This is a genomic window from Halolactibacillus halophilus, assembly GCF_900115605.1.
Classification (GTDB): domain Bacteria; phylum Bacillota; class Bacilli; order Bacillales; family Amphibacillaceae; genus Halolactibacillus; species Halolactibacillus halophilus.
In genome coordinates this window covers 67292-91866 of record NZ_FOXC01000002.1, presented here as the reverse complement: position 1 = coordinate 91866, position 24575 = coordinate 67292, and the positions used below count along the sequence as shown (strand labels likewise).

General features: G+C 39.6%; 21 protein-coding genes and 2 pseudogenes. All 23 read left to right on the top strand.

All coding sequences use genetic code 11. From position 1 onward, the window contains the following. Positions 1–86 precede the first annotated feature (86 nt). Positions 87–971 (top strand): translation elongation factor Ts, encoded by an 885-nt coding sequence (gene tsf / locus BM098_RS01575; protein ID WP_089829689.1) that lies wholly within the window; start codon positions 87–89, stop codon positions 969–971. Between the two features lie 131 nt (positions 972–1102). Then, the gene (gene pyrH / locus BM098_RS01570; protein ID WP_089829687.1) at positions 1103–1825 is read left to right on the top strand and encodes a UMP kinase; all 723 of its coding nucleotides are present in this window, start codon (positions 1103–1105) and stop codon (positions 1823–1825) included. 3 nt (positions 1826–1828) lie between these two features. Continuing rightward, entirely contained in the window at positions 1829–2386 is a 558-nt protein-coding gene (gene frr / locus BM098_RS01565) for a ribosome recycling factor (protein ID WP_089829685.1), read from the top strand. A gap of 236 nt (positions 2387–2622) precedes the next feature. Beyond that, a complete protein-coding gene (locus BM098_RS01560; RefSeq protein WP_089829683.1) occupies positions 2623–3432 on the top strand; it encodes an isoprenyl transferase in 810 nt (269 codons plus the stop codon). Between the two features lies 1 nt (position 3433). After that, the gene (locus BM098_RS01555) at positions 3434–4219 is read left to right on the top strand and encodes a phosphatidate cytidylyltransferase (RefSeq protein WP_089829681.1); all 786 of its coding nucleotides are present in this window, start codon (positions 3434–3436) and stop codon (positions 4217–4219) included. Between the two features lie 47 nt (positions 4220–4266). Continuing rightward, on the top strand, positions 4267–5523 hold the full coding sequence (gene rseP, locus BM098_RS01550; RefSeq protein WP_089829679.1) for an RIP metalloprotease RseP: 1257 nt from the start codon (positions 4267–4269) through the stop codon (positions 5521–5523). A 28-nt stretch (positions 5524–5551) separates the two neighbouring features. Next, positions 5552–7246, top strand: coding sequence for a proline--tRNA ligase (locus tag BM098_RS01545; protein WP_089829677.1), 1695 nt, complete (start codon positions 5552–5554; stop codon positions 7244–7246). 62 nt (positions 7247–7308) lie between these two features. Further along, entirely contained in the window at positions 7309–11604 is a 4296-nt protein-coding gene (locus tag BM098_RS01540) for a PolC-type DNA polymerase III (RefSeq protein ID WP_089829675.1), read from the top strand. A 228-nt stretch (positions 11605–11832) separates the two neighbouring features. Beyond that, positions 11833–12303: a ribosome maturation factor RimP gene (gene rimP, locus BM098_RS01535; protein WP_089829674.1), complete on the top strand. Its 471-nt coding sequence runs from the start codon at positions 11833–11835 to the stop codon at positions 12301–12303. Positions 12304–12316: 13 nt separating this feature from the next. Then, positions 12317–13444: a transcription termination factor NusA gene (gene nusA / locus BM098_RS01530; RefSeq protein ID WP_089829672.1), complete on the top strand. Its 1128-nt coding sequence runs from the start codon at positions 12317–12319 to the stop codon at positions 13442–13444. Positions 13445–13457: 13 nt separating this feature from the next. Next, on the top strand, positions 13458–13742 hold the full coding sequence (rnpM, locus tag BM098_RS01525) for an RNase P modulator RnpM (protein ID WP_089829670.1): 285 nt from the start codon (positions 13458–13460) through the stop codon (positions 13740–13742). Continuing rightward, positions 13732–14037 carry a L7Ae/L30e/S12e/Gadd45 family ribosomal protein gene (locus BM098_RS01520; RefSeq protein ID WP_089829668.1) on the top strand — a complete coding sequence of 102 codons (306 nt, stop codon included), beginning with the start codon at positions 13732–13734 and terminating at the stop codon, positions 14035–14037. Before rnpM ends, BM098_RS01520 begins: the two co-directional genes overlap by 11 nt. Before the next feature lie 19 nt (positions 14038–14056). Further along, positions 14057–14197 (top strand): annotated as a pseudogene (locus tag BM098_RS13950) (translation initiation factor IF-2 N-terminal domain-containing protein); the annotation flags it as partial. Positions 14198–14260: 63 nt separating this feature from the next. Beyond that, positions 14261–15997: pseudogene (gene infB, locus BM098_RS01515) on the top strand (translation initiation factor IF-2); the annotation flags it as partial. Then, positions 15997–16275, top strand: coding sequence for a DUF503 domain-containing protein (locus BM098_RS01510; protein WP_089829664.1), 279 nt, complete (start codon positions 15997–15999; stop codon positions 16273–16275). The pseudogene infB and the gene BM098_RS01510, both read left to right, overlap by 1 nt. Before the next feature lie 35 nt (positions 16276–16310). After that, positions 16311–16661, top strand: a complete 351-nt coding sequence (gene rbfA / locus BM098_RS01505) for a 30S ribosome-binding factor RbfA (RefSeq protein WP_089829663.1) — start codon at positions 16311–16313, stop codon at positions 16659–16661. A gap of 77 nt (positions 16662–16738) precedes the next feature. Continuing rightward, positions 16739–17647: a tRNA pseudouridine(55) synthase TruB gene (gene truB / locus BM098_RS01500; protein ID WP_089829661.1), complete on the top strand. Its 909-nt coding sequence runs from the start codon at positions 16739–16741 to the stop codon at positions 17645–17647. 13 nt (positions 17648–17660) lie between these two features. After that, positions 17661–18602 (top strand): bifunctional riboflavin kinase/FAD synthetase, encoded by a 942-nt coding sequence (locus BM098_RS01495; protein ID WP_089829659.1) that lies wholly within the window; start codon positions 17661–17663, stop codon positions 18600–18602. 126 nt (positions 18603–18728) lie between these two features. Then, positions 18729–18998, top strand: coding sequence for a 30S ribosomal protein S15 (gene rpsO / locus BM098_RS01490; RefSeq protein WP_089829657.1), 270 nt, complete (start codon positions 18729–18731; stop codon positions 18996–18998). Between the two features lie 217 nt (positions 18999–19215). Next, a complete protein-coding gene (gene pnp, locus BM098_RS01485; RefSeq protein WP_089829655.1) occupies positions 19216–21324 on the top strand; it encodes a polyribonucleotide nucleotidyltransferase in 2109 nt (702 codons plus the stop codon). A 260-nt stretch (positions 21325–21584) separates the two neighbouring features. Next, positions 21585–21824: a hypothetical protein gene (locus BM098_RS01480; RefSeq protein ID WP_143423361.1), complete on the top strand. Its 240-nt coding sequence runs from the start codon at positions 21585–21587 to the stop codon at positions 21822–21824. 309 nt (positions 21825–22133) lie between these two features. After that, positions 22134–23177: an aspartate-semialdehyde dehydrogenase gene (locus tag BM098_RS01475; protein WP_089829653.1), complete on the top strand. Its 1044-nt coding sequence runs from the start codon at positions 22134–22136 to the stop codon at positions 23175–23177. 14 nt (positions 23178–23191) lie between these two features. Then, positions 23192–24418, top strand: a complete 1227-nt coding sequence (gene dapG / locus BM098_RS01470) for an aspartate kinase (RefSeq protein WP_089829651.1) — start codon at positions 23192–23194, stop codon at positions 24416–24418. The last annotated feature ends 157 nt before the right edge of the window (positions 24419–24575 follow it).

Below are 24575 nucleotides of genomic sequence, written 5' to 3'. Positions count from 1 at the left end.
GTTGACGGAGGTGATAAGAGGGTAACCTTTTATCACCTTTTTTAAAGCGACGTCTAAGTAACTTACATTCTAAGGAGGAATTTAACATGGCAGTAACAGCGAGTATGGTAAAAGAATTACGTGAAAAAACAGGCGCAGGTATGATGGACTGTAAAAAAGCACTTCAAGAAACTGAAGGCGATATGGATCAAGCAATTGATTACCTACGTGAAAAAGGTATTTCAAAAGCGGCTAAAAAAGCAGATCGCATCGCAGCTGAGGGTTCAGCATATACATTAACTGAAGGTAATACAGCGGTATTATTTGAAGTAAACTGTGAAACTGACTTCGTAACAAAAAATGATCAATTTAAAGCACTATTAAGTGAGTTAGCTAAGCACTTACTTAGTCAAAAACCAGCAAATGTTGAAGAAGCATTACAACAACCACTACACGGTGATGGAGAAACAGTTGAAACATTTATCAACAACAACATCGCAAAAATTGGTGAAAAACTATCCCTTCGTCGTTTTATCATTGCTGAAAAAACTGATAACGATGCCTTTGGTGCTTACATCCATATGGGTGGTAACATTGGTGTTCTTACGGTATTAGAAGGTACGACAGACGAATCATTCGCAAAAGATATTGCGATGCACATTGCTGCCGTTAACCCACGTTTCGTTTCACGTGATGCAGTAGATGCTGAAACAGTTGAAAAAGAGCGCGAAGTTCTTAAACAACAAGCACTTAACGAAGGCAAGCCAGAAAAAATCGTTGAAAAAATGGTTGAAGGTCGTTTAGGTAAATTTTTCGAAGAAATTTGTTTATTAGAACAAAGCTTTGTTAAAGACCCAGACCAAAAAGTGAAGCAGTTAGTAGCTGATAAAGGCGCAACAATTGCTGACTTTGCCCGTTATGAAGTAGGGGAAGGTATGGAAAAACGCCAAGAAAACTTTGCTGAAGAAGTTATGAACCAAGTTAACAAATAATAATGCAAGCAGTTTGAAGCTAAAGAGGGAGCACATCGTGTTCCCTTTTCTATAGGAAAGATTTAAAAATATTTGTCTAGAAGTTAAAGTTCATGTAAGATAGAATTAAATTCTACATAATGGAGGTTATTATGGTCGCAGCACGTTATAAACGCATTGTATTAAAATTAAGTGGAGAAGCATTAAGTGGTGAGCAAGGATATGGTCTCGAACCGAAAATTGTTCGATCTGTTGCTGAACAAGTAAAAGAAGTCGTAGAGTTAGGTGTAGAAGTCGCGATTGTTGTTGGTGGCGGTAACATTTGGCGTGGAAAAGTTGGTAGTGAGATGGGAATGGACCGTGCAAATGCTGACTACATGGGTATGTTAGCGACGGTTATGAATTCACTTGCCTTACAAGACAGCCTAGAAAACTGCGGTGTAGAAACGCGTGTTCAAACATCCATTGAGATGCGCCAAGTAGCTGAACCATATATTAGACGTCGGGCAATCCGTCATCTCGAGAAAAAACGTGTAGTGATTTTTGCTGCTGGTACAGGTAATCCATACTTTTCAACGGATACAACCGCGGCACTACGCGCTGCTGAAATTGATGCAGAAGTTATTTTAATGGCGAAGAACAATGTGGACGGTGTATATACCGCAGATCCGATGCTTGATTCAACCGCAACAAAATATGATGAACTCACTTACCTGAAGATGTTAAATGATGGTTTAGGTGTGATGGATTCAACGGCATCATCTCTATGTATGGACAACGATATACCTCTATTAGTTTTTAATGTCACAGAAAAAGGTAATATTAAACGGGCCGCTTCCGGTGAGGAAATTGGTACCATTTTAAGGGGGAAATAAATCATGTCAGAACAAATAATTAAAGAGGCAAAAGGTAAAATGGATCAATCAATGGAGTCTTATTCGCGCAATCTAGCAACCGTACGTGCAGGTCGTGCCAATCCAGCAATCTTAAACAGTGTGTATGTGGATTATTACGGTGCACCAACACCACTCAACCAATTGTCAACGATCTCAGTTCCTGAAGCACGTCTTTTAATGATTACGCCATTCGATAAGTCATCGATTGGTGATGTTGAAAAGGCGATTCAAAAAGCTGATTTAGGTCTTGCGCCTTCAAGTGATGGAAATGTTGTTCGTATCGCAATTCCAGCACTGACTGAAGAGCGTCGTAAAGAACTTGTCAAAGTTGTCGGTAAATTCGCTGAAGAAGCGAAAGTACAAGTACGTAATGTCCGTCGTGATGCAAATGATGGTTTGAAAAAAGCTGAGAAAGCTGGGGATCTTACAGAAGATGATTTACGTGGATTCCAAGATGATGTACAAGAACTTACAGACACATACATCGCTAGAATTGATCTCTTAACGAAGGAAAAAGAAGCGGAAATTATGGAAGTATGATAATGTTTTAAAATAAAGAGGTGTAGCACATCTGCTACACCTCTTTTCACTTTTTATGTTTATAGCTACGATTTACATAGGTAACTATAGAAACACATTTTATGAAAAATAGGTACCGTACATAAGAAAATAATTGAAACTAGTGAATATCTCGAGAATACATGATAAACTGTATGAAGAATCGTTAAAGTCTTCTTTTTGTTTTATCAAAAAGAGTGGTTAGGGTGAATGAATGAATGGCATGGTATAATCCGAAAAAGGTGTTAAGTCAATTATTGAATCGACAAGATAACACGAAGGTATCAAAAGATAAAAGAAGTGATGCTTCTTTAGTCATACCAGATCATATCGCTATTATTATGGACGGTAATGGTCGGTGGGCAAAAGAGCGTGGATATCCTAGATTTAAAGGACACCAAGAAGGTATGGATAATGTAAAGCGAATCGTTAAAGTAGCTAACCGAGAAGGCGTTAAGGTGTTAACGATTTATGCTTTCTCAACAGAAAATTGGAAACGTCCAAAGGCAGAAGTTGACTTTTTAATGAAATTACCGACCCAATTTCTTAATCATTACTTACCAGAACTGATTGATGAAAATGTGAAGGTGATGATGATTGGTTCTTTTGAACAATTGCCAAAACATACGAAGAAAGCGATGGAAGAAGCGGTACTAAGAACACAGTCAAATACCGGTCTGATTCTAAATATAGCTTTAAATTATGGTGGTCGGCTTGAAATAACAGAAGCTGTAAAACAGATCGTCAATAAAGTCGAAGCAGGACAGTTATCGGCTGATGCGATTACTGAAGACCTAATTGGGCAACATTTGTATACAAAGGAATTAACTGATCCTGATTTATTAATTAGAACGAGTGGAGAAGTAAGGTTAAGTAATTTCTTACTGTGGCAACTCGCCTATAGTGAATTTTGGTTTAGTCCTGTTCACTGGCCTGCCTTCGATGAAGAAGAATTTTTGAAAGCTTTACGTGTGTATAGTCAACGCAAACGTCGATTTGGTGGACTACACGAGAAAGAAGAGGATTAATATGAAAACACGAATCATTACAGCGATTGTCGCAATTTTGTTGTTTTTCCCATTTGTGATCTTTGGCGGATGGCCTTTTTACGCTATCATGCTTCTTATATCATCATTAGGGTTATATGAATTATTTAATATGCGTAAGATGCATAAATACTTAGTACCGACGATTTTTTCGATGGGGCTTTTATGGGTGTTCTTATTACCTCAAATTGATCCGCTCATGACACTAAAGAATGCGCAACAGGAAGTCTTAATCGGTCTCGTCTTGTTACTGTTAGGCTATACTGTGCTCGTTAAAAATAAGTTTACTTTTGAAGATGCTGGTTTTATGGTTATCACTGCGATTTACATTGGTTTAGGATTTCATTATTTCATTGAAACCCAGCGGAGTGGACTAGAATACATTTTCTTTGCCATCATCGTCATTCTTGCAACGGATACAGGCGCCTATTTTTCAGGACGCTACTTCGGAAAACGTAAATTATGGCCGGAGATTAGTCCAAATAAAACGATTGAAGGTGCTGTGGGCGGGATGCTGTTAGCGACGACGTTAGGTGTTGTGTTTCACTTGATTTTTCCTGTCCACGACTCGTTAGTTTTAGTCGCACTTGTTGCATTACTCTCAAGTGCCGTGGGTCAAGTAGGAGATTTAGTGGAGTCGGCTTTTAAGCGTTATTATCACGTGAAAGATTCGGGCAAGTTATTACCAGGACACGGTGGTATTTTAGATCGATTTGATAGCTGGTTATTTGTATTTCCTTTTTTATACTTGATTCAATTTATCGGGTAAGATACAAATACGTAAATAAATAGATTGAAATGAAGGGAGCAACTTGAATGAATACTGTCATAGCGTTTATCTTAATGTTTGGTCTGCTTGTGTTTGTTCATGAGTTTGGCCACTTTATTGTTGCTAAAAAAACAGGCATGTTAGTTAGAGAATTTGCTATTGGGTTTGGACCGAAAATTTTCTCACTTAAAAAGAATGAAACATTGTATACGATTCGTCTTCTTCCAATGGGTGGCTATGTGCGAGTTGCGGGTGAAGACCCAGAGATTATTGAATTGAAGCCGGGTCAACATATTGGTTTGTTAGTTGACCAAGATGAAAAAGTCACCGATATTATTATTAATCACAAAGAAAACTATCCGCTCGCAGAAGTAATTGAAGTAAGGCAAGCGGATTTGACCCATGATTTATTTATCGAAGGTAGCTTTATCGGTGAAGAAGAGACGGTACGTTACGCGGTTAGTGAAACAGCGGATTATGTCATGAATGAAACGAAAACACAAATTGCCCCGTACAATCGTCAATTTGGTTCTAAATCAAAAACAAAACGAGCGTTGCAATTGTTTGCCGGTCCGTTTATGAACTTTGTCTTAACGGCTGTATTATTTTTCTTTCTTGCCGGTCTTCAAGGAATTCCTATTGAAGAAGCAGAAGTAGGGGAAGTGTTACCTGATACACCAGCGAGTGAGGCAGGTCTAGTCGAAGGAGACGTTATAACTGAGATTGATAAACAATCGATTAGCTCATGGATCGATTTTCAGACCTATGTAGCTAGTCGGCCAAATGAAGCCTTATCACTGACGATTAAACGCGGTGATGAAGCAATTTTACTAGACATGACACCTGAAGCTTATCAAGTAGACGATCAAACTGTCGGTCGTATTGGCGTGATGCGTGGTGTCGAGCGATCGTGGCTAAAGGCGATACCTTATAGTTTGAATGAAACATTTTACTGGTCAAAATTAATTGTTACCAATGTGGCGATGCTTATTAGTGGACAATTTACTGTTGATGCTTTGTCTGGACCTGTTGGTATATATGATGTTACCGATCAAGTTGTTCAGTCTGGTGTTTATAGTTTCTTAACTTGGACAGCGGCACTTAGTGTCAATTTAGGGATTATTAATCTCCTACCGCTTCCTGCTCTTGATGGGGGTCGTTTACTGTTCATTGGTATTGAAGCTGTGCGTGGTAAACCAATCTCCCAAGAAAAAGAAGGATTGGTCCATTTTGTCGGATTTGCGTTACTGATGTTACTTATGATTATTGTTACGTGGAATGATCTGCAACGATTATTCTTCTAAGATTACGTTGAAGAAGGTGGAATAAAGAATGAAACAAAGTCAAACATTGATACCAACATTAAAAGAAACACCAGCTGATGCTGATGTGACGAGTCACCAGTTACTTCTTAGAGCCGGTTTTATTCGTCAAAATTTTTCAGGTGTGTATACGTTTCTCCCACTCGGTAAGAAAGTATTAAACATAGTAGAAAAAGTCATTCGAGAAGAAATGGATGCAATTGGTGGGAATGAAGTGTTGATGCCAGCGCTTCAATCAGCCGAACTATGGCATGAATCTGGCCGCTGGGATAAGATGGGGCCTGAACTTATGCGATTAAATGACCGTCATGATCGTGCGTTTGTACTTGGGCCAACACATGAAGAAGTCGTCACCAGTATTGTACGAGACGAAGTGAGAAGTTATAAACAACTCCCATTAACATTGTATCAAATCCAAACGAAGTTCCGTGATGAGCGTCGTCCACGTTTCGGTCTTTTAAGAGGCCGTGAATTTATTATGAAAGATGCTTACTCGTTTCATCTTACAGATGAAAGTTTAGACGAAAGTTACCAAGCAATGTATGATGCTTATAGCCGGATTTTCACTCGATTAGGCTTAAACTTTAGAGCGGTTATTGCCGATTCTGGAGCGATGGGTGGTAAAGATACCCATGAATTTATGGCACTGTCTGAAGTCGGTGAAGATACGATTGCGTACTCAACCGAATCAGATTATGCTGCGAATATTGAGATGGCAGAAGTATATGATGATTATACGCCAGCAACTGAAACACCTTTAACACTTGAAAAGGTGGCAACACCAAATCAAAAAACAATGCAAGAAGTGGCGGACTTTTTAGCTCATCCACTAGAAAAAGGCTTAAAGACGTTACTGTTTAAAGCAGATGAACAATACGTGCTAGTTGTAACACGTGGTGACCATGATGTGAATGATATCAAGCTTAAACATATCTTACAAGCCGAAACTGTCGAAATGGCTTCTGAAATAGAAGCGCGCGAACAATTAGGGGCTGATTTCGGTTCACTCGGTCCGATTGCTGTCAATGAAGAGATTCAAGTGATTTGTGACTTAGCAGTTAAGAGTGTCGCTAATGTCACGTGTGGTGCAAATGAAGACGGTTATCATTATGTGAATGTTAATCCAGCCCGTGATTTTGGAACGTTTACGTATGAGGATATTCGTTTTATCCAAGTAGGTGACAAATCACCAGATGGTAAAGGTGTGATTGCTTTCGCAGAGGGAATCGAAATTGGTCAGGTATTTAAGTTAGGTCAATTTTATGCGAAAGAATTAGGAGCAGAAGTCTTAAATGACCAAGGACGCAGTGAAACACTAACAATGGGTTGCTACGGTATTGGCGTCTCTCGTACGCTTGCGGCTATTGTTGAACAGCATCATGATGATGCGGGAATTGTTTGGCCAAAACAAGTGGCGCCATTCACTGCTCACCTCGTTGTGGTTAACAGTAAGAATGCGGAACAATCAGCGCTTGGTGATACTTTATATCAACAATTACGTGATGCGGGTGTAGCTGTTTTATACGATGACCGTAAGGAACGAGCAGGTGTTAAGTTTGCTGAGAGTGATTTAATCGGTTTACCCGTTCGTATTACTGTTGGTAAGAAAGCGACTGAGGGCATTGTGGAAGTGAAAGAACGCACAGATGATGAAAAACAAGAGATGTCATTAGAACAATTGATGGCATATGTTAAGACAATATAAGTAGTGGAAAACCCTTGTTAATTAACAAGGGTTTTCCGTTACTAACAGTGAGGAGGGCTGTCATGAAAACGTCACCAATTGAAAAGATGACGATTTTACTCGACCAACTACAGTTTGAAGAAGCTGATCGATTTGCTTATTTTCAAGGGGCACAGCTTTTGAAATTAGATGTCTACAAAAAACAAAAGCAGTGGGTCTTTCATTTTGAATTGCCCCAAGTATTACCGATTCAAATATTTAAACAATTGCGAATGAAACTACAGCAAACGTTTCAATCGGTCGCGACGATAGATTTTACAATTCAATCCCAGGAACAATCAGTTGATGGAGAGTTGATGCAATATTATTGGCGTGACTTTTTGGAATCAAGTGCAGTACTCTCGCCGGCTTATCGTGATTGGATTGAACAACAATTGCCACTGGTAAAAGATCAAAAATTATATTTAAAAGCACGCAATGAAACGGAAAGTGTTGTGCTTAAAAATCGTTTTAACGAATCCTTTCGTCGTTACTGCTTAAAATATGGCTTACCCACTTGGAAAGTCGAATGTGAAACAGAAGTGAAAACGGAAGATATTCAAAAGTTTCAGGAACAAAAAGCCTTAGAAGATAAATTGATGGTAAAAAAAGCGATTGAAGACCAACAAAAACAACAAAAAGTAAAAATGGATGATCCAAATAAAAATGAAACGCTTGTGATCGGTTACCCTATCAAAGAAGAAGCGGTATCGATGGATTCAATCACCGAAGAAAACCGGCGTATAATCTTTGAAGGTTATGTGTTTGATGCAGAAATTAGAGAACTTAAATCCGGCCGCCATTTATTGATTGCTAAAATTACGGATTATACCGACTCCTTTAGTGTCAAGATGTTCTCTCGTGATGACCGGGATAAAGAACGACTTGCTCGTGTCAAAAAAGGGATGTGGGTGAAAGTACGTGGAACGATTCAAACAGATACATTTAGTAATGAGTTAACTATGATGATGAACGATCTAAATGAAATAAAAGTAGCAACACGAGAAGATTCCTACCCAGAAAATGAGAAGCGAATTGAACTCCACGCACACACAACGATGTCGCAAATGGATGCGGTTCTCACGCCGGCCGAGCTTGTGGAGCAAGCGGCAAAATGGGGACATAAGGCAGTAGCTATAACCGATCACGCCGGTGCCCAAGGTTTTCCGGATGCTCACGGCAAAGCCCAACAATTAGGCATTAAAATGATGTATGGGGTTGAAATCAACTTAGTTGATGACGGGGTGCCGATTGCTTATAACCCGGAAGACATTGTTTTGGAGAATGCTACTTATGTCGTATTTGATGTGGAGACGACCGGGTTATCTGCTGTTTATGATACGATTATCGAACTTGCTGCGGTGAAAGTAAGAGATGGCGAAATCATTGAACGATTTGAACGATTCAGTAATCCTCATCAGCCATTGTCTGAGACAATTATCAATTTGACGGGTATTACCGATGATATGTTAGTTGATGCTCCTGAAGTAGAAGAGGTATTAAAAGAATTTAAAGACTTTATGGGTAACGACATTTTAGTTGCTCATAACGCCAGTTTTGATATGGGGTTCATTAACCAAGGATATAAGAAAGCGGGGCTTCCAGAAGCAACGAATCCTGTGATTGACACCCTTGAGCTGGGTCGATTTATTTTACCGCAACTCAAAAGTCATCGATTAAATGTCTTATGTAAATATTATAATATTGAACTCACCCAACATCACCGAGCAATTTATGACACAGAAGCAACAGCATATTTGTTATGGAAACTAATTAAAGAGTCGGAAGAACGCGAAATCTTTAACCATAATCAGTTTAACGATCATATGGGTGAAGGCAACAGTTATCAGCGCGCAAGACCACATCATGCGATTTTGCTAGCTAAAAATCAAGTCGGATTAAAAAATATGTTTAAAATCATTTCCATGGCCCACATTGACTATTTCCATTATGTCCCGCGGGTCCCGCGTTCAAAGCTGACGCAATTACGTGAAGGTATTTTAATTGGTTCTGCCTGTGACAAAGGCGAAGTCTTTGAAACAATGATGCAAAAATCAAAAGACGAGGCCCTTCGAGTAGCAGAATTTTATGATTATATTGAAGTGCACCCGCCAGCTAATTATTATCCGCTCATTACACGAGAACTGATTCAAAATGAAGCTCAGCTCTATGATATAATCCGAAATATTACGGAGTTAGCTGATGAGTTAGGTAAACCATGTGTAGCAACGGGAAATGTTCACCATATTGAAGAGCGAGATAAAATTTATCGTCAAATTCTTATTAAGTCACAAAATGCTAATCCACTGAGCCGCCAGCCCTTACCGGATGCGCATTTTAGAACAACAGATGAGATGATGGAAGCTTTTCAGTTTTTAGGTGAGGATAAAGCTAAAGAAATTGTTGTGACCAACACGCATAAGATCAGTGATCTGATTGAATACGTGACGCCTGTTAAAGATGAGCTTTATACACCAAAGATTGACGGAGCCGATCAAGAGATTCGTGATATGAGTTATAGTTTTGCACATAATTTATATGGAAATGAGTTGCCAGATCTTGTCGTAAACCGGATGGAGAAAGAGTTAAAGAGTATCATCGGACACGGGTTTGCAGTTATTTATTTGATTTCGCATAAACTCGTAAAAAAATCTCTCGATGATGGTTATCTTGTTGGGTCACGGGGGTCAGTTGGATCGTCACTGATTGCGACATTCACTGAAATCACTGAGGTTAACCCATTACCACCACATTATGTGTGTCCAAAGTGTCGTCATCATCATTTCTTTACAAGTGGTGAGTACGGCAGTGGGTTTGATTTGCCGGATAAGGACTGTACCGAATGTGGGACGCCTTATAAAAAAGACGGTCAAGATATTCCATTTGAAACGTTTTTAGGATTCAAAGGAGATAAGGTTCCGGATATTGATTTAAATTTTTCCGGCGCCTATCAGCCTGTTGCGCACAACTACACGAAAGTGTTGTTTGGAGAAGATAACGTTTACCGAGCGGGAACCATTGGGACGGTTGCCGAAAAAACAGCTTATGGTTATGTGAAAGGTTATGCGTCTGATAATGGGATGTTTATTAAAAATGCGGAAGTTGACCGACTTGTTCAAGGATGTACCGGTGTTAAGCGGACAACAGGTCAGCACCCTGGCGGGATTATTGTTGTCCCTGACTACATGGATATTTATGATTTTTCACCGATTCAATTTCCGGCCGATGACCGGACGTCGGAATGGAAAACGACACACTTTGATTTCCACTCCATCCATGATAACTTATTGAAACTTGATATACTTGGACACGATGATCCGACAATGATTCGGATGCTACAAGATTTATCGGGGATGGACCCGCAAGAGATTCCAACCGATGATGATGCGGTGATGAAAATTTTTGGTTCACCTGATGTCTTAGGTGTTACCGCCGAGGAAATCATGTGCGAAACGGGTACATTAGGTGTGCCTGAATTTGGAACAAAATTCGTTCGTCAAATGTTAGAGGACACCAAACCAAGCACCTTTGCTGAGTTAGTTATTATATCTGGCCTTTCACACGGAACCGATGTATGGCTAGGCAATGCCCAAGAGCTCATTAATAAAGGAATCTGTCAATTGCCTGAAGTGATTGGTTGTCGTGATGACATTATGGTGTATTTGATGCACAAAGGACTTGATGCATCCTTGGCCTTTACTATTATGGAATCAGTCCGTAAAGGTAAAGGGGTCAAAGATGAATGGGTCGTTGAAATGAAAAAAAATGATGTGCCTGATTGGTATATTGATTCTTGTCGTAAGATTAAATATATGTTTCCAAAAGCGCACGCCTCAGCTTATGTTTTGATGGCCATCCGCATCGCTTACTTTAAAGTCCATCACCCGATATTATTTTATGCCGCATACTTTACTGTGCGGGCAAGTGATTTTGAAATTGATACGATGATTAAAGGTGAAACAGCGATTCGCAATCGTATTAAAGAAATCTATCAAAAAGGAAACGATGCTCAACCAAAAGAGAAGAGTTTGGTTGTTGTCTTAGAGCTCGCGCTTGAGATGAACATGCGTGGTTTCCACTTTAAGAAAGTAGATTTATATAAATCGAGTGCCACAGACTTTATCGTTGATGGAGACGGACTGCTCCCACCATTTAATTCAATTGATGGTTTGGGAACTAATGCAGCCCTTAATATCGTGAAAGCACGCGAGGACGGGGAATTTTTATCTAAAGAAGACCTACGTGAGCGAAGCCGCATCTCAAAAACGGTACTTGAATATTTAGATCAACAAGGCTGCCTGAATGGAATGGAAGAAAAAAATCAATTATCACTTTTCTAACCCTTCCCTTTCTTTATACTTCTCAACTTGAATTTAACTGAAAGTTGTGCTATGATTGTTGTAGATTTTAATGGTCGTGAACGAAGAGTGTGTGGCACTTTTTACTGCTTTATGGTCATGTAGCTAAATGTTGTACACGTCGATCCCTTGTCTTACGGCAAGGGATTTAACATTGTAAAAAACTGCGTTTAAACTGACAGCTGTACCATTTTGAAGGAGGCGAAATAAGTGAGTGTAACAGAAACAACGAAGAACTTAGTAGAACCCATTTTGGCTGATTTAGGTTTAGAACTTGTGGACATTGAATACGTTAAAGAAGGCAAAAGCTTTTACCTGCGCGTGTTCATTGACAAAGAGGGTGGCGTCGATATTGAGGAATGTGGTCTTGTATCTGAGCGATTAAGTGAAGCGCTTGATGAAGATGATCCAGTTAAAGACCCTTATTATTTAGAAGTATCATCACCAGGTGCTGAACGTCCACTAAAAAAACGGGAAGACTTCCAAAAGTTCATGAACCACCACGTCTATTTAAAGTTTTACGAACTCATTGGTGGTTTTAAAGCGATTGAAGGCGATCTTGTTGGTTTATCTGATGAGGATATCGTAACGATTGAATATAAAGATAAAACCCGTAAAAAAACATTAGACGTACCGTATAAGAAAATAGCAAAAGCTCGATTAGCGGTATCATTTAACTAAAGGAGGAAACAACGTGAGTAAAGAGCTATTTGATGCCCTAAATTATTTAAGCAAAGAAAAAGGCATTGATAAAGAGTTATTAATGGAGGCACTTGAAGCGGCCCTCATCTCTGCATATAAAAAGAATTTTAAATCAGCAAGTAATGTCCGGGTGGCATTGGAAGAAGAAACAGGAAAGATGCAAGTCTTTTCTCGTAAGGAAATTGTAGAAGAAGTTTTTGACCCACAAGAAGAGATTTCAATTGATCAAGCGAAAGAAATTGATCCGTCTTATGAGGTTGAAGATGTGGTCGAAGTTGAAGTGACACCACGTGATTTTGGTCGAATTGCGGCACAAGCAGCTAAGCAAGTCGTGACTCAACGGGTACGTGAAGCTGAACGTAGTGTGATTTTCAGTGAATACCAAGAGCGTGAAGACGATATTATGAACGGAATCATTCAACGTGTCGATCCTCGGTTTGTATATATTGACTTGGGTAAGGTAGAGGCAAAATTAGCTGAATCTGAACGCATGACAACAGAAACATACCGTGTTCATGACCGAATTAAAGTCTATGTCACAAAAGTTGAAAATACGAATAAGGGACCGCAAGTATATGTGTCACGGACACATCCAGGCTTGTTAAAGCGTTTGTTTGAAACGGAAGTGCCCGAAATTTATGATGGTACGGTTGAAATTAAATCTGTTGCGCGTGAAGCAGGGGATCGTTCAAAGATTTCTGTCTACGCAACTGATGAAGAGGTTGACCCGGTCGGTTCATGTGTTGGACAACGTGGACAACGTGTGCAGACAGTTGTTGATGAGTTAAAAGGTGAAAAGATTGATATCGTTGAATATTCAGATGATCCTATTGTTTATGTATCCAACGCCCTTAGCCCATCAAAAGTGACTAAAGTCATTGTCGATGAGGAAAATAAAGCAACGACCGTGATTGTTCCTGATAATCAATTATCCCTAGCGATTGGTAAACGCGGACAAAACGCACGTCTTGCGGCAAAGTTAACGGGATGGAAAATTGATATTAAGAGCGAATCAGATGCTAAAGAACAAGGAATTGTTTCTGATGAAGATTTAGCAGTGATTGAAACAAATGAAGAGCATAGCCCTTTATTTGAAGATATGGACGATTTGTTTAACTAGGAGGTGTTTTTAGATGCCAAAGAAAAACAGAAAAACGCCACTAAGAAAATGTCTTGTCTCACAAGAGATGTTTGAAAAAGATCAATTAATTCGCATTGTTAAAACAAAAAACGGCGATACCTTTGTTGATCCGTCTGGAAAGAAAAATGGTCGGGGGTATTATGTCGCAAGTGATTTAGCCATTATCGAAAAGGCAGAAAAAAATCATGTTCTTGAGCGTCATTTACAAACAAATGACCTTCAATCTATATATAATGCACTAAAGAAAGTAGTAAAAGGTGAACCCATTGAGCAATGATCAGAAAATCTTAAATTTATTAGGTCTAGCTACACGTGCACGCGCGGTTGTTTTTGGTGAAGACCAAATTTTAAAAGCGATTCGATTAAAAGAAGCGAAACTCGTTTTGCTTGCTTTAGATATCGGTGTAAATACAAAAAAGAGTTTGACAGATAAGTCAGCTCACTACGGTGTGCCGTGTGTTACATTTGTTGAAGAAGCTTTGCTTTCTCAAGCAGTAGGCAAATCACGGCGAGTGGCTGTAGCAATAACCGATCAAGGTTTTGCGAAAAAGATGTTATCATTGCTCGATTAGAAAACTCGGAGGTGACTGTATGGCTAAAGTAAGAGTCTATGAATATGCCAAAATGCACGATTTATCAAGTAAAGATGTTGTTAATACACTTAAAGAATTAGGAAGTGATGTCACAAATCATATGTCAACCATGACAGATGATGAAGTGGAATTACTGAATACTCATTACACAGTAGCAGGTGACGTAGCTGAAGCTGTTGAAGAAGATGAAAATGCTGTTATGTACACAGGTACGCTAAATGTGACAGAATTAGGTGACTTACTCGGTAAGCCAGCTACTGATATTATTAAAAAGTTAATGTCTGCAGGTGTGATGGCAAATAAAAACCAAGATCTAGATGAAAATACGGTTGAACGTATTGCAGGTGAGTATGGTGTAACTGTTAAGAAAGAAGCGGAAGTTGAAAAATCTGATTTAATTCAGTACATTGAAGCAGATGATGAGAAAAAACTCAAAGAACGCCCACCGGTTGTGACAATCATGGGACACGTTGACCACGGTAAAACAACGCTGCTCGATTCAATCCGCAACACACGTGTAACCGAAGGTGAAGCGGGTGGGATTACCCAACATATTGGGGCCTACCAAATTCGTACGGATGCAGGTAAGAAAATTACTTTCCTTGATACACCAGGACACGCAGCTTTCACTAGTATGCGTTCACGCGGGGCACAAGTCACTGATATTGCGATTTTAGTTGTTGCAGCTGATGATGGCGTTATGCCGCAAACTGTAGAAGCCATTAATCATGCCAAAGCAGCAGAAGTACCAATCATTATTGCAGTCAACAAGATGGATAAAGAAGGGGCTAACCCCGACCGTGTGATGCAAGAACTAACAGAATATGAACTTATTTCTGAGGACTGGGGTGGCGATACGATTTTTGTACCGATGTCAGCTCTTCAAGGTGAAGGTATTGAAGAATTGTTAGAAATGATTCTTCTCGTCGCAGAAGTTGAAGAACTAAAAGCCAATGCTAATCGCCGGGCTGATGGAACGGTGATCGAAGCAGAACTCGATAAAGGTCGCGGTGCAGTCGCTTCTCTACTTGTTCAAAACGGTACGTTAAAAGTCGGTGACCCAATTGTTGTCGGTAATACGTTTGGTCGTGTGAGAGCAATGGTAAGTGATTTAGGTAAGCGGATTAAGAAAGCGGGACCTTCAACGCCTGTTGAAATCACTGGTTTAAATCATGTTCCGCAAGCGGGTGATCGTTTTGTTGTGTTTGAAGACGAGAAAACAGCGCGTCAAATCGGTGAATTACGTCAACAAAAACAATTGGAAGAACGTCGCGGTGAACAGTCTAAAGTAAGTTTAGAAGACTTATTTGAAAAGATTAAGCAAGGTGACATTAAAGACTTAAACATCATTCTTAAAGCGGATGTTCAAGGTTCAGCTGAGGCATTAGCTGCTTCACTGATGAAGATTGACGTTGAAGGTGTGAAAATCAACATCATTCACACAGGTGCTGGTGCCATTACAGAATCAGATATCATTCTAGCGTCAGCTTCCAATGCAATTGTGATTGGTTTTAATGTCCGTCCTGACAATAATGCGAAAAAAGCGGCAGAAACAGAAAACGTTGATGTTCGTTTACACCGTATTATCTACAAAGCGATTGAAGAAATTGAACAAGCGATGCAAGGGATGCTTGATCCTGAATTTGAAGAAAAAGTAATTGGTCAAGCGGAAGTTCGTGAAACGTTCAAAGTATCTAAAATCGGTACTATTGCCGGAAGTTATGTGACAGAAGGTAAAATCACACGTGATGCCGGTGTCCGCGTTATTCGTGATGGTGTCGTCGTATTTGAAGGTGAAATTGATACCCTTAAGCGCTTTAAAGACGATGTTAAAGAAGTAGCGACCAACTACGAGTGTGGGGTAACGCTTAAAAACTTCCACGATATTAAAGAAGGCGACGTATTTGAATGCTTCGTTATGCAAGAAATTAAGCGCTAATGTTACTTTATGTTGAAGTGGATTGTAAAATCTATGACGCGCATTCATTAAAAGAAAAGCGTCATATATTAAAACGACTGCTTCACCAACTAAAGAGACTCAATATCAGTGTCAGTGAATTAGATCATCAAGACCTTTGGCAGCGAACGTTGCTCGGTCTTGTCACTGTCGCTAATTCACACGTACCGTGCGAACGGGTGATTGATCAAGCGATTCAATTACTAGACAGAGACCCACGCGTTGAATGTTTAAATATTGACCGTGAGTGGTATGAATAAAGAGAAAGAAACTTGAATATAAGAGGTGACTTTATATGAGTCAACTGCGAGCAAATCGTGTAGCAGAACAAATGAAAAAAGAATTAGGTGATATTCTTAATCGCAAGCTTAAAGACCCGCGTGTCGGCTTTGTTACCATCACCGATGTTGAAGTGACGGGTGACTTACAGCAAGCGACGATCTATCTAACGATTCTTGGTAGTGAAGATGAGAAAGAAGCGACCCTTAAGGGACTAACGAAAGCCAAGGGCTTTATACGTTCAGAAATTGGTCACCGAATTCGGTTAAGAAAAACGCCAGAGCTATTCTTTGAAATTGACCATACGATTGAAACAGGTAATCGGATTGAAAAACTCATTCGCGACTTACACGAATCGGATGATTAAGATAGCGAAAACTAAAACCCTTGTGCTACAATAGACAAGGGTTTTAGTTTGTTTTTTATCCTAAGGAGTTGGAATTAATGACAGATGGTATCGTAAATTTAAATAAACCAATTGGTTATACAAGCCATGATTGTGTGATGATATTGCGTCGGATTTTTAATACAAAAAAAGTCGGACACACAGGAACACTTGACCCAGCAGTACATGGTGTGTTACCGATTTGTATTGGAGAGGCAACTAAGGTTGTGCCTTATTTAACAGACACAGATAAAACATATCAAGCTGAGATCACGTTAGGTATTTCGACAGAAACTGAAGACCAAACGGGTGAGGTATTAGAAAGCATACCCTTACAAAACATAATCGACGAAAGAGAAATCGAGCGTGTGTTACAGCAGTTTTTAGGTGAAAGTACACAAAAAACACCACTTTATTCAGCGGTAAAAGTGAACGGAAAAAAGTTATACGAGTATGCAAGACAAAAGATCCCAGTTGAGCGGCCTGAACGTCAAATCAACGTTAAACAACTAAAATTAACACCAGGCACTTTGAGAAAAGAAGCAGACGTTGTCAAGTTCTCATTTGAGGCGACAGTTTCTAAAGGGACATATATCCGAACGCTATGTGTCGACCTTGGTAAAGCGCTAGGGTACCCCGCTCATATGTCACATCTTATTCGCACCCGGACAGCCGCGTTTGCCTTAGCTGAAGCGGTAACTCTAGAAGAACTCGAGCAATTAAAAGACCAACAGGCATTACATACGATTTTACACCCATTACAAACGGGACTGTTACATTTACCGGTATGGGAAGTAGATGAAGAATTGAAAAAACGGATAGGCTTTGGTCAAAAGCTTTCGCGTCCGGAGGGGTTTTTAATTGATACCCCTTATCGAATGGAACGTGACGGAGAGCTATTGGCCATTTACCAAACGCATCCGGAAGATGAGACAATTATTAAGTCTTTGCGAGGTTTTAATCTGTAGAGGAGAGTTTTTTATGGAAGTGATACGATTATCAACAGCAACACAAGATAAACCACAGACACCTACCGTTTTAGCCATTGGTTTTTTTGATGGTGTGCATTTAGGACATCAACGCGTGATTGAAGAAGCAAAACGAATTGCCGATGATCAAGCCTTAGCTTTAGCGGTGATGACCTTTACTCCCCACCCAAAAGAAATTTTAGCGAAACAACCAGGTGCTGTAGAGTATTTAACCACAATGGAACAAAAGATTGCGATTTTTGACGGCTTAGGCGTTGATTTCTTGTATGTGGTTGAGTTTACTAAAGACCTAGCTAAGCTCAAGCCAAAAGCATTTATCAATCAGTTTATTATTGATTTAAATATTAAACACCTCGTCAGTGGGTTTGATTTCAGTTATGGTCATAAAGGGAAAGGGAATGTTCATACCCTTGTCGATGATGCCGAAGGGCATTTTTCTGTCACCATTGTTGATAAATTTACCGATCAGACAGAGAAGGTCTCCTCGACACGGATTCGCGAATTACTAAAGGAGGGTCGTGTTGATGAGGCGAAACACTTATTGACTCGACCGCTTAAAACAAGTGGAACGGTGGTACACGGCCATAAACGTGGCCGGACAATTGGTTATCCGACGGCGAATTTAGCTGTCTATGAATCACAAGCACTACCTAAAACGGGTGTTTATTATGTTACTGCCGTGATCAATGGCCAAAAAATTGACGGGATGGCAAACCTTGGCTATAACCCAACGTTTCAAGATTCAAAAGAACAGGTTAAGCTGGAAGTGCATTTCTTAAACTTTTCCGATGACTTATACGGCAAAGGCATTGAAGTTGAATGGCAACAGTACGTAAGAGAAGAATTAAAGTTTGACAGTATTGAGCCTCTTATTGCCCAAATTGAGCAAGATGAACGAACAATTCGACAAATAATTTTAAAAAATAAGGGCTAACACTTGCAATTTCCATTGAAAAAGGTTAATCTAGTTAACGGAAACCATCCACTTGGCAACACGATAACTCCAACGTTTGCTAGGGGATTGGGGTTTTTAAATAAGAAGTAATAGGAGGTGAACAGGATGGCAATCACACAAGAACGTAAAAATGAACTAATTAATGAGTTCAAAACACACGAAAACGATACGGGATCTCCAGAGGTCCAAATCGCTGTCCTAACTGCAGACATCAATAGCTTAAACGATCACTTACGTACACACAAAAAGGATCACCACTCACGTCGTGGACTATTGAAAATGGTTGGGAAACGTCGTAACTTATTAACTTATCTACGTAACAAAGACGTTACACGTTACCGTCAACTAATTGAAAAATTAGGTTTACGTCGATAAAAGTAAAAAAGCGGGAATTTTTCCCGCTTTTTCTATATGTATAAAAAGATTGATCACGACCCAGTTTAATACATAACAAACCTTGCGCTCGATTCTGATCAAAGGTTATAGGTTACTGTAATTTTTGATCAGGATGGAGCAAGATGAAAACCAGATGCAATAGGATTGTTTTAAACCCCGGTGAGTGGTCATACTTAAGAAAAGAGAGGGTTTTTATATGACAAACAAACAAGTATTCAAAACAGAAATCGCAGGCAAACCTTTTGTTGTTGAAGTCGGCGAACTAGCTAAGCAAGCCAATGGTGCTTGTATGGTACACTACGGTGACACTTCTGTGTTAGCGACAGCAACAGGTTCAAGTGAACCAAAAGACTTACCATTTTTCCCGCTAACGGTAAACTATGAAGAGCGTTTATACGCAGTAGGTAAAATCCCAGGTGGTTTCATTAAACGTGAAGGTCGTCCGAGTGAACGGGCTATTTTAACATCACGTCTGATTGACCGTCCGATTCGTCCGCTATTCCCAGATGGTTATCGTAATGATGTGCAAGTCATCAGTATGGTGATGAGTGTAGACCAAGATGCGCCTTCAGATATTGCAGCGATGATTGGTTCATCAATTGCTTTAGGTGTGTCGGACATTCCGTTTGCTGGACCGATTGCTGGCGTGATTGTTGGTCGTGTTGATGGCGAATTTGTCATCAATCCTACAGTTGAACAGCGCGAAAAAAGTGACATTGATTTAACCGTTGCTGGTACGAAAGATGCCATTAATATGGTTGAAGCTGGTGCGGATGAAGTACCAGAAGAAGTAATGCTAGAAGCAATCATGTTTGGTCATGAAGAAATCAAACGCCTTGTTGCTTTCCAAGAGGAAATATATGAGGCAATGGGTAAAGAAAAGATGGATGTTAAATTATTTAATTTAGATGAAGTACTGCTTGCTGAATTAAATGAAACGGCACGTCCAAAATTAAATGAAGCAATTCAAGTGATGGAAAAACATGCGCGTGAAGAAGCAATCCAAGCGGTGAAAACTGCGATTGTTGAATCTTTTGAAGCAAATGAAGCTGATGACGAAACAATTAAAAAAGTAAAAGCTATTTTAGATAAAATGGTTAAAGACGAAGTACGTCGACTTATTACACAAGAAAAAATCCGTCCAGATGGTCGTCGCCCAGAAGAAATCCGCCCGTTATCATCTCGTGTGAAGCTCTTACCACGTACACATGGTTCAGGACTATTTACTCGTGGTCAAACACAAGCGTTGAGTGTTTGTACACTAGGCGCATTGGGAGATGTACAAATTCTTGATGGCTTAGACTTAGAGGAATCTAAACGCTTTATGCACCACTATAATTTCCCGTTATTTAGTGTTGGGGAAACGGGTCCAATCCGTGGACCTGGTCGTCGTGAAATTGGTCACGGAGCGTTAGGTGAACGTGCTTTAGAAAAAGTTATTCCTGGTGAAGAAGACTTCCCGTACACGATTCGACTAGTATCAGAAGTACTTGAATCAAATGGTTCAACATCACAAGCATCAATTTGTGCTTCAACGCTTGCGATGATGGATGCAGGTGTTCCGATTAAAGCACCTGTTGCTGGTATTGCGATGGGCCTTGTGAAACAAGGAGACGATTACACCGTCCTTAGTGATATTCAGGGAATGGAAGATTTCCTAGGCGATATGGACTTTAAAGTAGCGGGTACAGCTAAAGGCGTGACCGCACTTCAAATGGATATTAAGATTGATGGCCTAAGCCGTGATATCTTAAAAGAAGCTCTAGAACAAGCTAAAATTGGCCGGATGCATATCCTGTCACACATGTTAGAAGTTATTAATGAGCCAAAATCAGAGCTATCTGAGTATGCGCCTAAAATTATGACGATGCACATTAAACCTGAGAAAATTCGTGACGTCATTGGGCCAAGTGGTAAGCAAATCAACCAAATCATCGATGAAACAGGCGTGAAGATTGATATCGAACAAGATGGTAAAGTCTTTATTGCTTCAACAGATCAAGCGATGAATGAAAAAGCTAAAAAACTTATTGAAGATATTGTACGTGAAGTTGAAGTGGGTGAAATGTACCTTGCGACCGTTAAACGTATTGAGAAATTCGGTGCTTTTGCTGAAATTTTCAAAGGTAAAGATGGTCTGATTCACATTTCTGAACTGCAAATTGAACGGACAAACAATGTAGAAGATGTTGTAAAAGAGGGCGATCAAATTATGGTTAAGGTTAAAGAAATCGATCGTCAAGGCCGTGTGAACTTATCACGCAAAGCCGTGCTTTTAGAAGAACAAGAAAAAAACAATAAATAAACTGAGTTGATCAGTCAATTTAGAACAGAAGTCTAATGACTTCTGTTCTTTTGGGTTATATAATAGGTTGTATAATATTTAGTGTTGCTTCTGTCTGAATGTAGAAACCAGCATTAGTTACATATATACATCATCATACAATTAATGGCGTGAGCGAGGGGTTTTCGAGTACAGTTAATAACCGTTTCCCGTGTTCGGGCAACGGTTATTAAAGTTCTTTGTAAAGATCACGTTGGATTATGAAATGGAGGTTGAAGTTGATGATTGTTAATTTCTTAAAAAAATTCGGTTTAATTTTTTTAGCCTTCTTAATTGTATTTTTACTATTTTTGGATTATAAAAAAGAATATACTGGGGATTATGCAGAGTGGGGAGAGTTATTAAAAGAAAGTAATGCTACAGAGTTGTTAGAAGATAATAACATACCTTATAAAATTAAAGATGGGATTATATATATTCCAGAAGATGCTTTTGATAAGGCTATTTATTGTTGTGCATAACGCTGACATTATATTTTTAAATAGTCAATTACCCGCCACTTAAATGCTAACGGGTTTCAAGGAACCTTCTTGCCTAAGTTTTATAAACAGGTGTAACTGCTAAATAGAATATGGTGGTAGGTGAGATTTTCTTAAACGACCGCCAACATTAGCGTAGGCATGAACGAATATATAATTTCTGGCTATCTTTCGTTAAGATTAGTAAAAGATTTAATTTTCACAAATATCAAAAATCTATATGATTCACTAAAGGATGTATGTTAAAATAGAGATTAAAATTGAACTAGCTTGCAAGGGAGAGAGTGAATTATGTCAAATCAACAAACGTATAATGTCGCTATCGTTGGTGCAACGGGCGCCGTTGGTCAAAAGATGTTAGAAACTTTAGCAAAACGCAAATTCCCCATCAATGAATTAAAACTGTTATCGTCAAAGCGCTCGGCTGGTAAGACGTTAACGTATAATAATCAAACGTATACGGTTGAAGAAGCAACACCAGAATCATTTGAAGATATTGATATTGCGTTATTTTCAGCTGGGGGCGGCGTTTCAAAAAAGTTTGCCCCAGAAGCAGTTAAACGTGGTGCAGTTGTTGTTGATAACACAAGCGCCTTTAGAATGGATGAAGGGGTACCACTAGTCGTACCTGAAGTCAATGAAACAGACATTAAAGAACATCAAGGTATCATTGCGAACCCGAACTGTTCGACAATTCAAATGGTAGCAGCACTGCAGCCGCTTAAAGCAAAGTATGGCTTAAAGCGTATCATTGTATCAACGTATCAAGCTGTATCAGGCTCAGGGGCAGAAGCGATTGAAGAACTCAAAACTCAAGCTGAAGACTTTTTAAACGGTGATGATATGAAAGCTGAATTATTGCCGGTAAAAGGCGAAGATAAACATTATCCGATTGCTTTTAATGCCTTACCACAAATTGATGTCTTTACAGAGAATGGCTATACATTTGAAGAAATGAAAATGATCAATGAAACGAAAAAAATCATGCATGACGATACCATTAATGTCGCTGCGACATGTGTCAGATTGCCGGTATTTACTTCACACGCTGAGAGTGTCTATGTGGAGCTAGATGCAACACCTTCAGTTGAAGAGGTTAAAACATTGCTTGCCTCAAGTGATGGACTGACACTACAGGATCAGCCAGAAGAGCAGCTTTACCCAACGCCGCTTTCAGCCGCGGGTTTACCGGATGTATTTGTTGGAAGAATCAGAAAAGATTTAAATCAAGAAAATGGCTATCATATGTGGATTGTTTCTGATAACCTATTAAAAGGAGCGGCGTGGAATTCTGTTCAAATTGCAGAATCACTCGTCAAAAATAATTGGTTATAAATTAGAGGTGTCCTATGAAAATCGTTGTTCAAAAATTTGGTGGAACATCTGTTAGAGATGAATCAACCCGAATACAAGCAATTAAGCATATTCAAGCAGCTAAAGAGGATGGATACAAAGTTGTTGTCGTTGTTTCGGCGATGGGGCGACTTCCTGACCCTTATGCGACGGATGCATTATTAACATTGGTTGATTACCCTAACCATGCAATTTCAAATCGAGAGTATGATTTACTACTATCATGCGGAGAAGTACTATCAGCGGTCGTCTTCTCTAATCAGTTGAAAAAATCAGGCCTAACAGCGACAACCTTAACGGGCGTGCAAGCAGGCTTCATTACAACCGATGACTTTACACAAGCTAAAATTGTCGAAATGGATACAACTCGCTTAGTAGAGGAGTTAGAATCTGTTGATGTTGTTGTCGTGACTGGTTTTCAAGGTCAGACGAGAGAGGGAGATATAACAACACTTGGCCGAGGTGGCAGTGATACGTCAGCTGCCGCGCTTGGGGCAAGTTTAAATGCTGACTATGTCGATATCTTTACCGATGTAGACGGCATTAAAACAGCCGATCCCCGCCTCGTACCGGGTGCACGAACACTTGATGTTGTGACTTATAACGAAATTGTCAACTTAGCCTATCAAGGGGCGAAGGTTGTCCACCCTCGCGCGGTGGAAATTGCGATGCAAGGGAAAGTGCCGTTACGCGTGCGTTCGACACAAACGACAAATGTCGGTACCCTTGTTACCGGTGCGATTAATCAGACGCTCGGGCGTGATATTACTGACCGGCTTATCACCGGTATTGCACAGATCACTGGTATTGCACAAATTAAAATAGAAACCAACTCGGATTTTGAAATGCTTCATGCGGATGTTTTTGGCGCTTTGGCTGATGCCGGTATTTCGGTCGACTTTATTAATATGTTTCCGGGTGGGCTAAGGTTTACTGTACCTGATATCCTTAGTGATAAAGCGATTGATATTATTCAAACACTTGGTTATCATCCCGTAAAAACACTAAACTGCGCAAAAGTTAGCGTCGTTGGAGCGGGTATGACGGGTGTACCAGGTGTAACAGCGCGGATTGTTCGGAGTTTAAGAGAGAAAGAAATTGAAATCTTACAATCAGCTGATAGTCATACGACAATCTGGGTTCTTGTAAAAGAAGATGATGTGAGAGAAGCAGTCAATGCCTTACATGAAGCATTTGAATTAACGGATAAATCTTGGTTATAACATTAAAGCGAATCAATCGATTCGCTTTTTTGCTGGTTTAATTGCAATCATCGTATATAGTAAAGGTAACAGATTTATTGTTTTAGAGCGAGAAGACACCTTACTCAAAGATTCATGAGAATGCTAGGTAGAGATAGTTTAATCTCAGTAGTCATTA